This window comes from Mesorhizobium sp. C120A, assembly GCF_030323105.1.
Classification (GTDB): domain Bacteria; phylum Pseudomonadota; class Alphaproteobacteria; order Rhizobiales; family Rhizobiaceae; genus Mesorhizobium.
This window is the reverse complement of the sequence record NZ_CP100476.1, coordinates 3,586,963-3,601,250: the sequence shown is the minus strand read 5'-3', so window position 1 is coordinate 3,601,250 and position 14,288 is coordinate 3,586,963. Positions and strand designations below refer to the sequence as shown.

Sequence of the window (14,288 nt, the reverse complement as noted above, 5' to 3'; positions counted from 1 at the left end):
GCAATGTGTAGGCTTCGGGCAGCTTTGCCGCAGCCGAAGCAGAGGATGACGCGAATGTGCATCCCGGCGCGGCGCGGCATTGGAATTGCGCGAAACCGCTTCGCGTGGGCTGAAATTGGCACGGTTCGTGCTTGATGGAGGCGCAAGCGGGGCGCACAACCCGTTTTTTTGGCAGTGGAGGCCACTTTTTACATGAAAAAGATCGAAGCGATCATCAAGCCGTTCAAGCTAGACGAAGTGAAGGAAGCGCTTCAGGAGGCCGGTCTGCAAGGCATTACCGTCACCGAGGCCAAGGGCTTTGGCCGCCAGAAAGGCCATACCGAACTCTATCGCGGCGCCGAATATGTCGTCGACTTCCTGCCCAAGGTGAAGATCGAAGTCGTGCTGGGCGACGACGCCGTCGAAGGCGCCATCGAAGCCATCCGCAAGGCGGCGCAGACCGGCCGCATCGGCGACGGCAAGATCTTCGTCTCCAATATCGAGGAGGTCGTTCGCATCCGTACCGGCGAAACGGGGATGGACGCCGTCTGAGCTTTCTGATTTCAGATTAACGTCTCCTCGAAACGTCATCACACAGGGAAGAAACGACATGACGACAGCCAAAGACATCATGAAGCAGATCAAGGACAACGACGTGAAATTCGTCGACCTGCGCTTCACCGATCCGAAGGGCAAGCTGCAGCACGTCACGATGGATGTCATCGAGGTCGAGGAAGACATGTTCGCGGACGGCGTCATGTTCGACGGCTCCTCGATCGCCGGCTGGAAGGCGATCAACGAGTCCGACATGGTGCTGATGCCCGATGCGGACACCGTCCATATGGATCCGTTCTTCGCCCAGTCGACCATGGTCATCCTGTGCGACATTCTCGATCCGGTCTCCGGCGAATCCTACAACCGCGACCCGCGCGGCACCGCCAAGAAGGCCGAGGCCTACATGAAGGCCGAAGGCATCGGCGACACCATCTATGTCGGCCCCGAAGCCGAGTTCTTCGTCTTCGACGACGTCAAGTACAAGGCCGATCCCTACAACACCGGGTTCAAGCTGGACTCGACCGAACTGCCGTCCAACGACGACACCGACTACGAGACCGGCAATCTCGGCCACCGCCCGCGCGTCAAGGGCGGCTACTTCCCTGTGCCGCCGATCGACAGCGCGCAGGACATGCGCTCCGAAATGCTGACCGTGCTCGCCGAAATGGGCGTGCGCGTCGAAAAGCACCATCACGAGGTTGCCGCTGCCCAGCACGAGCTCGGCATCAAGTTCGACACGCTGGTCCGCAACGCCGACAAGATGCTGATCTACAAATATGTCGTGCACCAGGTCGCCAACGCCTATGGCAAGACGGCCACCTTCATGCCGAAGCCGATTTTCGGCGACAACGGCTCGGGCATGCACGTCCACCAGTCGATCTGGAAGAACGGCAAGCCGACCTTCGCCGGCAATGAATATGCCGGCCTGTCGGAGTCGTGCCTGTTCTACATCGGCGGCATCATCAAGCACGCCAAGGCGATCAACGCCTTCACCAACCCGCTGACCAACTCCTACAAGCGCCTTGTGCCTGGCTATGAAGCCCCGGTGCTGCTCGCCTACTCCGCGCGCAACCGTTCGGCCTCCTGCCGCATTCCGTTCGGCTCGTCCCCGAAAGCCAAGCGCGTCGAGGTCCGCTTCCCCGATCCAGGCGCGAACCCCTACCTCGCTTTCGCCGCCATGCTGATGGCCGGCCTCGACGGCATCAAGAACAAGATCCACCCGGGACAGCCGATGGACAAGGATCTTTACGATCTGCCGCCGAAGGAACTGAAGAAGATTCCGACCGTCTGCGGTTCGCTGCGCGAAGCGCTGCAAAGCTTGGACAAGGACCGCGGCTTCCTGAAAGCCGGCGGCGTCTTCGACGACGACCAGATCGACAGCTACATCGAGATCAAGATGGCCGAAGTGATGCGCTTCGAAATGACACCGCATCCGGTCGAATACGACATGTACTATTCGGTCTGAGCGATAAGCCTCAGCGACAAGGAAAAACCCCGGCGTCAGTTCAGACGCCGGGGTTTTTGTTTGACCAATAGCAGACCGTAGACGTGGTAGCAGCAGGCTACGGCGCGGCTTACGAAGCCTGCGCCGCTATAGATGCTTAGGCGGCCGCCGAGACCTGCGCGCTGGTCGAAACCTCCGCGATGGTCTTCAGGATCTGCGAAGCGATCTGGTAGGGGTCACCTTGCGAATTCGGGCGGCGGTCTTCCAGGTAGCCCTTGTAGTCATTGTTGACGAAGGAATGCGGCACGCGGATCGAGGCGCCTCGGTCGGCGATGCCGTAGCTGAAGCGGTTCCACGGAGCGGTCTCATGCTTGCCGGTCAGGCGCTTGTCGTTGTCCGGGCCGTAGACGGCGATGTGGTCCATCAGGTTCTTGTCGAATTGAGCCATCAGCGCTTCAAAATAGGCCTTGCCGCCGACTTCGCGCATATAGGCGGTCGAGAAGTTGGCGTGCATGCCCGAACCGTTCCAGTCGGTGTCGCCAAGCGGCTTGCAGTGATACTCGATGTCGATCTCGTATTTTTCGGTCAGGCGCTGCAAGAGATAACGGGCCATCCACATCTGGTCGGCGGCCTTCTTGGAGCCCTTGCCGAAAATCTGGAATTCCCACTGGCCCTTGGCCACTTCGGCGTTGATGCCTTCATGGTTGATCCCGGCGGCGAGGCAGAGATCGAGATGCTCCTCGACGATCTGGCGCGCGATCGGGCCGACATTCGAATAGCCGACGCCGGTGTAGTACGGGCCCTGCGGCGCCGGATAGCCGCTCTCGGGGAAGCCGAGCGGACGGCCGTCCTTGTAGAAGAAATACTCCTGCTCGAAGCCGAACCAGGCGCCCTCGTCGTCGAGGATGGTGGCGCGCTTGTTGGACACATGCGGCGTCACGCCATCGGGCATCATCACTTCGCACATCACCAGCACGCCATTGCTGCGGGCCGGGTCCGGGAATACGGCGACCGGCTTCAGCACGCAGTCGGAGCTGTGGCCTTCGGCCTGCTGCGTCGAAGAACCGTCGAAGCCCCACAACGGCAGCTGCTCGAGCGTCGGGAACTCGGCGAACTCCTTGATCTGGGTCTTGCCGCGAAGATTGGGGACCGGCGTGTAACCATCGAGCCAGATATACTCGAGCTTGTATTTCGTCATTCTAGAGCCTCTCGTTGCTTGATCACCGAACCTGGATGACGTTGGCGCGCCGAGCCATCCAGCAGCCCAGCTGCCAAGTCGATACAACGCAAATCGTGTGCCAGATCAGTTGGTCAGGGTGCGGCAAAAATGCCCTTTCATCCCGCCGGTGATGGCAAGCCGCCTAAGCAATGCGCCCGGATCAATCAAAGGCAGAATTTGCTTAAATAACAGGCAAATGCAGATCTTTCTTTAGGCATCTTGCCTAAAAGGATTGCAGGACCTACCTTGATGGAAAGATGAATCGAAGAGCCTCTCCAGAAGAAAGGAGACCGACCATGGAAATCACCTCAGCCCGTCCGTCGGCCAAAATCCTGATGTTCCCGGCGGCATCGCGTGCATCTGCCTCAAATTTAGGCGTAAAGGCCAAGTTTGCGGCAGAGCTTGCTTCGCTGCGCGATCACCCGCTTGCCCATGGCGAGGCCTGGTATCATGAGGCCGCCATTGCGGACGCCGAACAGCCTCGCAAGAGCTAGGCGTCTTTCGCGCTGATAGATCGAACAGGCCACAAATGAAAAACCCGGCGCGATCGCTCGCGCCGGGTTTTTTGTTTGATACAGAGCCGTCGGCTACTGCTTGGTATGCAGGTCGGTGCCGAGCGTATCCCTGACGAAGATCATGCCGATGATCAGCGTCACCGCCGCGATCACCACCGGATACCAAAGGCCGTAATAGATATCGCCCTTGTAGGCGCTGAACGCGAAAACGATCGCGGGCAGCAGGCCGCCGAACCAGCCATTGCCGATGTGATAGGGCAGCGACATGCCGCTGTAGCGGATGCGGGTCGGGAACATCTCGACCAGGATCGCGGCGATCGGCCCGTAGACCATGGTCACATAGAGGACCAGGATGAACAGGATGCCGATGACCTTGGCCCAGTTGACCTGTGCGGGGTCGGCAAACATCGCGAACGCGCCCGCTGCCGGAACGCTGTAGACGGTCACCTCGGTGGCGCCCGCGGCCTCATCCTTGGTCAGCACCTTGTCCTTGATCGCCTGTTCGGTCGGGACCGCGGTCTTTTCGCCGGCGCGGATGGCTGCCGCATCGAGCTTCAGTTCAGGATTGGCCGCAACAAAGGCGTCGAGCTTCTGGTCGGCAACCTTGGCGGCAGCGCGCTTCAACGGGTAACCGCCACCCTGAAGCGCGAGGTTGATACCCTTCTTGAAGGCAGCGTCGCTTGCAGCCTTCTTGTCGCCCGCGGCCTTGGCATCATAAGACGCCACGGTTTCGCTGCCGATCATGACACTCGCCGGGGTCCCCGCCGCCGCGGTAGAGACGATGTCGTAAGGCACCGAGTTCTTGGCTAGGAAGTCGGTCGCGATATCGCACGAACTGACCGGTACGCGCGTGCCGGTCGGGTTGAACTGGAAGTTGCAGTCTCCCGGAGCCGCCGTCACCGTGGCGCGCGTGTTCTGCTGTGCGGTGGCGAGCGCCGGATTGGCGGCCCAGGTCAACGCCTTGAACAGCGGGAAGGTGGTGACGACCGCCAGCGCAAGACCGGCCATGATGATCGGCTTGCGGCCGATCTTGTCGGACAGCCAGCCGAAGAAGACGAAGAAGCCCGTGCCGAGTGCCAGCGCAATGGCGATCATGATGTTGACCGACTGCGCGTCGACCTTGAGCACATTGGCCAGGAAGAACAGTGCATAGAACTGCCCATTGTACCAGACCACGGCCTGACCGGCGGTGAGGCCGAACAGCGCCAGGATGGCGATCTTGGCGTTTTTCCACTGGCCGAAGGCTTCCGACAGCGGCGCCTTGGAACTCTTGCCCTCCTCCTTCATGCGCAGGAAGGTCGGCGATTCCGAAAGCGACAGCCGGATCCAGACCGAAATGCCCAGCAGGATGGCCGAGACCAGGAAAGGAATGCGCCATCCCCAGGCGTTGAAGGCGTCCTTGCTTACGGAATTCTGCACCAGCAGGATGACAATCAGCGACAGGAACAGGCCGAGCGTCGCCGTGGTCTGGATCCATGACGTGTAGAAGCCGCGACGGTCATCCGGCGCATGTTCCGCGACATAGGTCGCGGCGCCGCCGTACTCGCCGCCAAGCGCCAAGCCCTGCAGCATGCGCAGCGCGATCAACAGGATCGGCGCCAGAATGCCCAGTGTCTCTGAACCCGGAAGCAGGCCGACAAGGAAAGTCGACAGACCCATGATCATGATGGTGACAAGGAATGTGTATTTGCGGCCGACGAGATCGCCGATGCGGCCGAACACCAGCGCGCCGAACGGGCGCACGATGAAGCCGGCGGCGAAGACCAGCAGCGTGAAGATGTAGCGGGTGCTTTCGGGAAACGAGTTGAAGAAGGTCAAGCCGATCGCGCCGGCCAACGCTCCGTAGAGATAGAAATCATACCATTCAAAAACCGCGCCCAGCGAGGAGGCGAAGATGACCTTCTTCTCCTCTCGTGTCATGCCGCGGCTGGCTCCGCCGGCGGTCGATGCCAATGCCATTGAACTGTCCTCCCGTGAATCGTCTGCCTTCGACGCTGGGCGTCATCGTCGGCGTTCCCTCTGAACGCGACTCGAACCAGCCATCAGCGTAAAAAATGACAGAAAGCGACCGCCGGAGGCAGACAGACCTTGGATTTATGACTTTGGTATTAGGTGCAGTGCGGCAAAGGCCGAGGATCAGGTCTTCAGCGCATCGAGCAGGCCGACGGCCGCCATCATGTCGCGTTTGCGGGCCGAGCGGCGTGCGACAGCCTCGGCATCCTGGCCCCAATGCTCGATCTGCCAGTCCTCGTCGACATGGCCGGCGGCCCAAGCCGCGTCGCCATCGAGCGCGCCGTAATCGACCGCCAGCGCCAGCAGCGCCGACCCGGTCAGCGAAGTCATGACATGGATTGCGGCCAGCCGCAGCGGCTCGGCACGCTGGGCAAGATGAGCGCCGAGCACTGCGATGCTCTCGCGCGGCTGCTCGACATGGATGATGCCCTCGGCGAGATTGAACCGAGCCCCTAATGTCGCTCTCGCCCAGTCGATCACCGGATCCCAATGCTGGTTCTGCCGCTCGACCAGCCCCTGTGGCGCGTCGGCGCGGTAGCAGGTCAGATCGGACGAGGCGAAGCGCAAGACGTCCTCCAGCACCGCCTGCGGGTCGCTGGCGACGCCGTCGATGGCGGTGTTGACCAGACGCAGCACCGGCATCGTGACCGGGTCGATGGTCTCGCCCTGTGCAGCGAACTCATTGGCGACCAGGGCGGCGGCGTTTTCGGTCGGCAGCGCCAGCAGCGCCTTGCCCGGCGTGCGCACCGGCTTGCCGTCGAGATGGACGGCAAAACCGTCCTCCACAGCTGCGACCGACACGTCCTTGTAGAAGCGCTTCGGCAGGTGCGTCTTCATCTGGATCTGCGCGCGGCGGACCGGATCCGGATCGGACAGATGCTTTCCCGCTTCGAGGTCGTTGAGGATGTCACGCATGGTCGAACTTTCTATCCAGGTACCTGCTTGCGCGCCGGCCGGTTGACGATGATCAGGCCGACTGCGATCAGCCCAAGCGCCACAAAGATCCTGGTCGTTGGCGCCTCGCCAAGAATGATAGCGCCGCAGAGGACGCCGAACACCGGCGACAGGAAGGCGAAGCTCGACAGGCCCGATGCCGGATAGCGCCTGAGCAGCCAGAACCACAGCACATAGGTGAAGGCAACTATATAGAGCGACTGGAACAGCAGCGCCAATGTCGGCAAGGCACTGACCGCGCGGATCGGCGGGCCGGCGAAAGGCAGAACCAGGACACCAACAATGGCCGCACCGGCCAGCTGATAAAGCAGCAATTTCTCGGCACTGGTCTCGACCAGTTTCGAACGCTTGATGACGATACTGGTCGCCGCCCACAGGATACCGGAGCCGAGGCTGAGCAGATCGCCCATCAAGGTCACGTCGGTGCCGCCGGCAATCCCGTCTGAAAACACCGCCACCAGGCCGCAGAAGGCGAGAACGAGCCCGCCAAGCTTGCGCGCGTTGATACGCTCACCGAGCAGGAAATGGCCGCCGATCAGGACCCAGAACGGCATGGTGTTGACCAGCAGTGTGTTGCGGGCAACGGTCGTGTATTCCAGCCCGATATAGAGGCACAGGAACTCGACGCCGAACAGCACGCCGACGATGATGCCGGCGACAAGCGACCCGTCGGCCTTAAACAGCCTGATGCCGCGCAGCCAGCACCAGCCGAGCACACAGAGCCCGCCGATGATCGAACGTGCGATCGAGACGAAAACCGGATCGAAGCCGGCATAGGAGATCTTGGCGGCGACGTAGTTCAGCCCCCAGGAAAAGGTCAACCCGACCATGATGGAAGCAGCCGCCAGATCGACCGCATCGCGGCGATCCAATGCCGAGGCAACGACCAATGTCAGTCCTCCGCGCTGGCGTCGTCGAAGCCGATGAGGTTCCAGCTCTGGCGCATATGCGGCGGCATCGGCGCGGTGACGTCGATGATGCCCTTGTCCGGGTGCGGAATGACGATGCGGCGCGCATGCAGATGCAGGCGGTTTTGAATGCCGCCCGGAAAGTCCCAGTTGGTGTCGGCCTCGAAATATTTGGGGTCGCCAAGGATCGGGCAGCCGATATAGGCGGCATGAACGCGCAGCTGGTGGGTGCGGCCAGTGTACGGCTCCATTTCCAGCCAGGTCATCGTCTGAGCCGCCTGCTCGATGATGCGATAGTAGGACACGGCGTGGTCGGCGCCCTTTTCGCCATGGGCTGCCACGCGCACGCGGTCGCCGTCCTCGGTCGGCTCCTTGATCAGCCAGGTCGAGATCTTGTCCTCGCGCTTGGGCGGGACACCTTTGACCAGCGCCCAATAGGTCTTCTTGGTCTCACGCGCCCGGAATGACTCGGAAAGCTTCATCGCCGCAAGCCTGGTGCGGGCAACCACCAGCACGCCCGATGTGTCGCGGTCGAGCCGGTGCACCAGGCGCGGCTTCTCGCCCTTCTGGCTGCGCCAGGCCTCCAGCATGTCGTCGACATTGCGGGTGACGCCCGAGCCGCCTTGCACCGCCAGGCCCGCCGGCTTGTTGAAGACGAAGACTTTGGATCTTCGTGGATCAGCATCTTGGCCAGCACATCGGCGTCGCCCTGGTTGCGGATCGAGTAACCCGTAAGCGCACTCTCGCCCTTCTTGTCGACCTCGAGCGGCGGCACACGCACCACCTGGCCGGGCTCGACACGGCTGTCGGCCTTGACCCGGCTGCCATCGACGCGGATCTGGCCCGAGCGCAGCAACTTCTGCAGATGGCCAAAGCCGAGGCCGGGGAAATGGGTCTTGAACCAGCGATCGAGCCGCATGCCCGCCTCGCCGGCCTCCACCGTGATCTGTTCTACGCCTGCCATGATTTTCGCTTTATCCGTTTCTAACGCGTGACCCCGAAAATCTACTCCGGCCTTCGGAAAGGATCATGCGCAAGATCAAAGTTTCTGCAGCGCGTCCAAAGGATGCGGCGTGCTCCAGGTCGGGGCAATAACACTATGAAACGGTTCTTGCGAGCCAAAGTCCCAGAAACAGGGCAATAATGGCGCCAACGACGCTGGCCAGCGCATATCCCAACGCCGGCAGCGTCGCTCCGCGCTCCCATAGGGTCGCGAAATCGAGCGAAAAGGCGGAGAAGGTGGTGAAGCCGCCAAGGACGCCGGTGGCGACGAACAGCCGGAGCTCATTGGAACCGCCGCGCCGCATCAGCGCGGCGACGAACAGCCCCATGGCAAAGGAGCCGACGATGTTGATCACCATCGTCCCCCAGGGGTAGTTGGGGCCGACGAGGCGCAAGGCGCCGATGTTGGTCAGGTGGCGGATGCCGGCGCCGATGCCGCCGCCGACCACAACAAGAAGCAGATTGAACATGCCCGTTTACTGCCCGGCCAAGGCAGTGCGGTCAATCCCTTCAGGCCAACGCCTCAGGTCGTCTCGACCTTCTTTGCCTTGCTCGAGCCGATCATCTTCCAGTTCTTGTAGAACATGGAATTGATGCGCTCGACGGTGACCGAAACGATGGCCAGAAGTCCGGCGATGAAACCGGGGAACGGCGACGGGCGGATGATGTCCATGAACACGCAGTAGCGGCGTCCGTCATACTCGTTGACCGAGCGGTGCAGCAGCGTGTCGTCGAAAATATAGAGCGGGTTGTCGTGCCAGTAATTCCTCGCGCCGTTGCATTCGACGAAAACCTCTGCCTTCACCGGCAAGAGATTGTAGAGGATGCGCAGGCTGAGCCGCAGCGGTCCGAAATGCCAGGAAGTCGATTCCTTGCCTCTGAAGACAGATACGGCAATGGTCTTGATGTATTTGAAATCCTTGTTGAATTCCGCGACATTGTCGATCCGGTGCTTGCCGTACCACTGATAGACATACATGCCGCGACGACCGGTGCCGAAATTGGCGTCGATATCGGCGATGATCTCGTCCTTGCGCGCCTTGAAGACGTCAAGAACCTCGTTGACCTCGCGCTGATAATCGGCGGGAAACTGCTCCAGCTTCCACACGCCCGGGTTCCTGTAGCAAACGAGGTCCACCAGCAGATTGAAGGGCGACAGCAGCCAGGTGAAGATGCCATTGCCGAGGAAATAGCCGCGCAACAGCGACAGATCCTTGTTGGCGTTGCGCAGCACATCGATCAGGCCGCAGACGATCCAGATCGTGGTCAGGATCGGAATGAAATAGAAGCCGAGCGCGAGCAGCGGGACAGCAATCACAGCCTGGCGAAGCGTTTTGCGAAGGGATTTTGTCATTTTCTGTTCGCGCGGCGCGCTGTCCCCGTTCCGAATTATCGCCCGTCCTGGCAGCCTCCCGGCCGAGTCATGCGACGTGATAGGGCTTTTTGTCATGCGGTACAATCACACTGCTGTGACTGGCGGGGACAGAATTTCAGTTCATCGCGGGCAGGCCGAGTTCGTCACGTTTGTCCCGCGCACCTATTTTTCCCGCTCGCTGCGCAGCTTTGCCCAATAGTCCAGCCGTTTCTTGATATCGCGCTCGAAGCCGCGTTCGGGCGGATCGTAAAAGGTCTGCCGGCCCATCTTTTCGGGGAAATAGTCCTGGCCGGAAAAGGCATCGGGCTGGTCGTGATCGTAGCGGTAGCCGGCGCCGTAATCCTCCTCTTTCATCAGCTTGGTCGGCGCGTTGAGGATGTGCTTGGGCGGCAGCAGCGAACCGAACTCCTTCGCCGCCCGCGTGGCTGCCTTGAAGGCGGTATAGACGGCGTTGGATTTGGGCGCGGTGGCGAGATAGACGGTGGCCTCGGCGAAGGCCAGTTCGCCTTCGGGCGAGCCGAGATAGTCGTAGGCGTCCTTGGCGGCGTTGGCGATAACCAGCGCCTGCGGGTCGGCCAGCCCGATATCCTCCATCGCCATGCGCACCAGCCGGCGGCCGAGATAGAGTGGATCCTCGCCGGCGTCGAACATGCGGGCAAGATAGTAAAGCGCCGCGTCCGGGTCGGACCCACGCACCGATTTGTGCAGCGCGGAGATCAGATTGTAGTGACCGTCCTGGCCCTTGTCATAGATCGGCGCGCGGCGCTGGACGATGCGCTGCAGCCCTTCGGGATCGAAAACCTCGCCGGGTTTGGCGGCGCGCCAGACTTCCTCGGCCAGCGTCAGCGAGGCCCGGCCGTCACCATCGCTCATGCGGATGAGCATCGCCCGCGCCTCTTCGTCGAGCGGCAGCGCCCTGCCCTCCGTCTCCTCCGCGCGCGTCATCAGCTTGGCGATGCTCTCCTCGCCCAGCGAGTGAAACACCAGTACCCGCGCGCGCGACAAAAGCGCGGCGTTCAGCTCGAAGGACGGATTTTCGGTCGTGGCGCCAACCAGCACGACGGTGCCGTCCTCCATGACCGGGAGAAACGAATCCTGCTGGGCGCGGTTGAAGCGATGGATCTCGTCGACGAACAGCAGCGTCTGGCGGCCATTGGTGCGACGCAGCTTTGCCGCCTCGAACACTTTCTTCAAATCGGCAACGCCGGAAAACACCGCTGAGATCTGCTCGAAGGCAAGGCTGGTCTCGCCGGCCAGCAGCCGCGCCACCGTGGTCTTGCCGGTGCCGGGTGGCCCCCAGAAAATCATCGAGCCGAGCGAACCGGAGTTGATGAGCCGCGTCAGTGCGCCGTCGGGGCCGGTCAGATGCTCCTGGCCGACGACCTCGCCAAGGTTTTTCGGGCGCAGCCGATCGGCCAAAGGCCGGCCGGGCGGCGCTCTTTCCGGTTCATCGACGCTGAACAGATCGGCCATCTAGGTCTTCTGGTTGGAGCACGATCCTCAGAAATGGGAAGATCGCCTCAGTAACGCAACACCTGGCGCAGTATCTGCCCGCCGCGCTCGACGGTAAAGCGCCACCAGCGTGTATCCTGCTGGGCAAGCTGCGCCAGTGTCGCCGCCGTATCGACCGTCGTGCCGTTCACCTCGCGCACGATGTCGCCCGGCTGGAAGCCGAAATCGGCGGCCGGCGAATCGCGGTTGATGTCGACCACGGTGACCCCCTTGAGGTCGGTGCGCAGGCCGAGCCGCTGGGCGAGCCTGGGCGACAGTTCCGCGACCTTGGCGCCGGAGAACGGGCTGCGGCCATGCAGGGTCACTTCCGACGCCTTGGCGCCTTCCGGCGCGCGCTCCAGTGCAATCTCCATCGTCGCCTGCTGGCCCTTGCTCAGGATGGCGAAGGTCGCCTTGGTGCCGATCGACAGGGTCGCCATGCGGTAATCCAGCGCCTCGATGCCTTCGACCGTCGTGCCATTGAGCTGCAGCACGACATCGCCGGGCTTCAGCCCTGCCTTGGCCGCCGGTCCGGCTTCCTCAACCGACGACACCAGCGCGCCGGTCGGCTTCTCCATGCCGAGCGATTCGGCGATCTGCGGTGTGACCGCTTCGAATTCGGCGCCTATATAGGGCCGCTCGAAGAAATCGAGCCCGGCCTTGGCCGCGTCGGCGAAGGCGCGCACCATGTTGGCGGGGATGGCAAAGCCGATGCCGATCGAGCCGCCGCTGCGGCTGTAGATGGCGGTGTTGATGCCGACCAGCTGGCCGCCCATGTTGATCAGCGCGCCGCCGGAATTGCCGGGATTGATGGCGGCGTCGGTCTGGATGAAGTAGCCCGAATCCGAAACGCCGATATGGCTGCGGGCAAGCGCCGAAACGATGCCGCTGGTGGTGGTCTGGCCGACGCCGAACGGATTGCCGATGGCCAGCACCAGGTCGCCGACCTCGAGCGCGTCGGAATCGCCGATGGCGATCACCGGAAACGGCTTGTCGGAGGTGATCTTGAGCACGGCGAGGTCGAGCGTCTCGTCCTTGAGCATGACCTTCGAGGTGAATTCGCGCCCGTCGGCGGTCGCGACCTTGACCTCGTCGGCATCCTTGATCACGTGGAAATTGGTGACGACGACGCCGCTCGGGTCGACCAGCACGCCCGAGCCGAGCGAGGATTGCGCGCGCGGCTGCGCGCGGCCGAAAAATTCCTCGAAGAACGGATCGCCGTCAAAGGGCGACGTGACCTTGGCCGTCTGCGACGCATAGACATTGACCACGGCCGGCGCCGTCTGCTTGACCAGGGGCGCAAACGACAGCTGCACCTCTTCGCGGCCGAACGGCACGCGCTTGTCGGGACCGGAGGTGCCGTTCTCGCCCTCGACGCCATGCAAGAGGTCGGTCAGCACATCGGAGAGCCCCGGATCGGCTGGCTTGGCGGCGTCCTCGGCCAGGGCGTCTTTCACGGCCGGTGCCGCGGCAAAGGCGGCCAGCGCGCAAAGGGCAACAAGAAACAGCCGTTTGAAGTGCATTCCGAATCCTCCAGGTCGGGCGCCATTGTCCCGACGATTGTGCAAAATGAAAGGCTAAGCCCCTGAAATCTGATTATTCTGGCCCGCAAAGCAGCTATAGGTCGGCTTGAAACTGAAAACCTGCGTCGACCTTCATGAAAAAACAACTCCTGTCATTCCGTGACTTTTTGAAGACCGGCACTTTTGGGCCTGTTTTCCCTTCTCTGAAAATGATCGACATCGCCAGTATGCTAGGTCCGCCTGACGGCTGGATCACGGAACATGCAGAGACGATTCCGGTCTATTGGACTTTCGGAAAGCTCGAAATTTCCTTTGATGAAGAAGCACCTCATTGGATGAACTGGTTTCAGATCGAAGAAGCGGGCTATCTCGAAGGTGATTTTGAGGTTCTCACCGATCGCCTTGTGCTCTCATTGGATGGGTTCAGTGGAGAGACGACACCTTCGGAATTCTTGACTGCCGGCCTTTGGGCTCCAGAAGAGGCAGCGGTGTTCTACGCCGCCTTGAGCGACGAAATATTGCTGAACATCTGCGCGGGTCCCGTTCAGATTCATTTCCGAGTCGATACAGACTTCATCGAAGATGGGGACGCCCAAAAATACCTGACCAATTCCACCGTGTCGCGAGTGGTCAGCGATATAGATTCCCGCGCCACCCTCGACAGTATCTATTCCTATCCCCAACCGGCGTTCGAAGAGATTCCCGGCGCCTTCAATTGGAATCTGCTTAGCGGTCGCGACTACCTGATGCTTACTCGCTAAACGTAAGACACGCTAAACGTAGGACGCCGGTAACAAAAAGAGGCCCGAAGGCCCCTTGAAGTCATTCCTGAAAAACCGAGCCTTATGCGGCAGCGGCTTCCTCGTCGGTGCCTTCGGCCTCGATGCGGGCGCGGTCGCCGGCGCCCTTGGCCGAGGTGTCGCGATCGACGAACTCGATGACTGCCATGGCGGCATTGTCGCCGTGGCGGAAGCCGGCCTTCATGATGCGCAGATAGCCGCCATTGCGGGTGGCGTAGCGCGGCGCGATGGTGTCGAACAGACGCTTGACGACGCCTTCATTGCCGATCTGGGCAATGACCTGGCGGCGCGCATGCAGGTCGCCGCGCTTGCCGAGCGTCACCAGCTTCTCGACGATCGGACGCAAATCCTTCGCCTTCGGCAGGGTGGTGACGATCTGCTCATGCTCCAGCAGCGACACGGCGAGGTTGGCGAACATCGACTTGCGATGGCTAATGCTTCGGGCGAAGCGGCGGCCTTTAAAACCGTGGCGCATGGCTCTTTTCCTTCAGTTGCTCAAGAGGCCACGGC

Annotated in this window: 13 protein-coding genes and 1 pseudogene; 4 read left to right on the top strand and 10 right to left on the bottom strand. The window is 61.6% G+C overall.

All coding sequences use genetic code 11. The annotated features are described in order from the left end of the window. Positions 1–192: 192 nt before the first annotated feature. Together NL532_RS17370 and glnA are read left to right on the top strand one after the other, a co-directional pair. Positions 193–531, top strand: a complete 339-nt coding sequence (locus NL532_RS17370; RefSeq protein WP_006205430.1) for a P-II family nitrogen regulator — start codon at positions 193–195, stop codon at positions 529–531. A 58-nt stretch (positions 532–589) separates the two neighbouring features. Next, positions 590–1,999: a type I glutamate--ammonia ligase gene (gene glnA / locus NL532_RS17365; protein ID WP_023829997.1), complete on the top strand. Its 1,410-nt coding sequence runs from the start codon at positions 590–592 to the stop codon at positions 1,997–1,999. Positions 2,000–2,135: 136 nt separating this feature from the next. Here glnA and NL532_RS17360 read toward each other — a convergent pair whose 3' ends face one another. After that, entirely contained in the window at positions 2,136–3,176 is a 1,041-nt protein-coding gene (locus NL532_RS17360) for a glutamine synthetase beta-grasp domain-containing protein (RefSeq protein ID WP_023691256.1), read from the bottom strand. 317 nt (positions 3,177–3,493) lie between these two features. Between NL532_RS17360 and NL532_RS17355 the strand changes: the two genes are divergently transcribed. Beyond that, a complete protein-coding gene (locus NL532_RS17355; protein ID WP_023734053.1) occupies positions 3,494–3,691 on the top strand; it encodes a DUF2735 domain-containing protein in 198 nt (65 codons plus the stop codon). Positions 3,692–3,784: 93 nt separating this feature from the next. On the opposite strand, the gene NL532_RS17350 is transcribed toward NL532_RS17355, so the two are convergent. The 8 genes and pseudogenes from NL532_RS17350 to NL532_RS17315 form a co-directional block, all read right to left on the bottom strand. After that, positions 3,785–5,671: an MFS transporter gene (locus NL532_RS17350; protein ID WP_023682590.1), complete on the bottom strand. Its 1,887-nt coding sequence runs from the start codon at positions 5,669–5,671 to the stop codon at positions 3,785–3,787. 177 nt (positions 5,672–5,848) lie between these two features. Further along, positions 5,849–6,640, bottom strand: a complete 792-nt coding sequence (locus tag NL532_RS17345; RefSeq protein ID WP_023829996.1) for an ATP12 family chaperone protein — start codon at positions 6,638–6,640, stop codon at positions 5,849–5,851. An 11-nt stretch (positions 6,641–6,651) separates the two neighbouring features. After that, positions 6,652–7,509 carry a DMT family transporter gene (locus tag NL532_RS17340; RefSeq protein WP_081727411.1) on the bottom strand — a complete coding sequence of 286 codons (858 nt, stop codon included), beginning with the start codon at positions 7,507–7,509 and terminating at the stop codon, positions 6,652–6,654. 62 nt (positions 7,510–7,571) lie between these two features. After that, positions 7,572–8,551: pseudogene (locus NL532_RS17335) on the bottom strand (RluA family pseudouridine synthase). A gap of 133 nt (positions 8,552–8,684) precedes the next feature. Further along, the gene (gene crcB / locus NL532_RS17330) at positions 8,685–9,059 is read right to left on the bottom strand and encodes a fluoride efflux transporter CrcB (RefSeq protein ID WP_023745020.1); all 375 of its coding nucleotides are present in this window, start codon (positions 9,057–9,059) and stop codon (positions 8,685–8,687) included. Positions 9,060–9,112: 53 nt separating this feature from the next. Next, a complete protein-coding gene (locus NL532_RS17325) occupies positions 9,113–9,943 on the bottom strand; it encodes an aspartyl/asparaginyl beta-hydroxylase domain-containing protein (RefSeq protein WP_023698807.1) in 831 nt (276 codons plus the stop codon). Between the two features lie 183 nt (positions 9,944–10,126). Continuing rightward, positions 10,127–11,437, bottom strand: coding sequence for a replication-associated recombination protein A (locus NL532_RS17320; protein ID WP_023701776.1), 1,311 nt, complete (start codon positions 11,435–11,437; stop codon positions 10,127–10,129). Between the two features lie 47 nt (positions 11,438–11,484). Continuing rightward, positions 11,485–12,978 carry a DegQ family serine endoprotease gene (locus NL532_RS17315; RefSeq protein WP_023736687.1) on the bottom strand — a complete coding sequence of 498 codons (1,494 nt, stop codon included), beginning with the start codon at positions 12,976–12,978 and terminating at the stop codon, positions 11,485–11,487. 134 nt (positions 12,979–13,112) lie between these two features. Between NL532_RS17315 and NL532_RS17310 the strand changes: the two genes are divergently transcribed. Then, positions 13,113–13,739, top strand: a complete 627-nt coding sequence (locus NL532_RS17310) for a hypothetical protein (RefSeq protein ID WP_023832214.1) — start codon at positions 13,113–13,115, stop codon at positions 13,737–13,739. Between the two features lie 82 nt (positions 13,740–13,821). On the opposite strand, the gene rplQ is transcribed toward NL532_RS17310, so the two are convergent. Next, entirely contained in the window at positions 13,822–14,253 is a 432-nt protein-coding gene (gene rplQ, locus NL532_RS17305) for a 50S ribosomal protein L17 (protein WP_023682598.1), read from the bottom strand. Between the last annotated feature and the right edge of the window lie 35 nt (positions 14,254–14,288).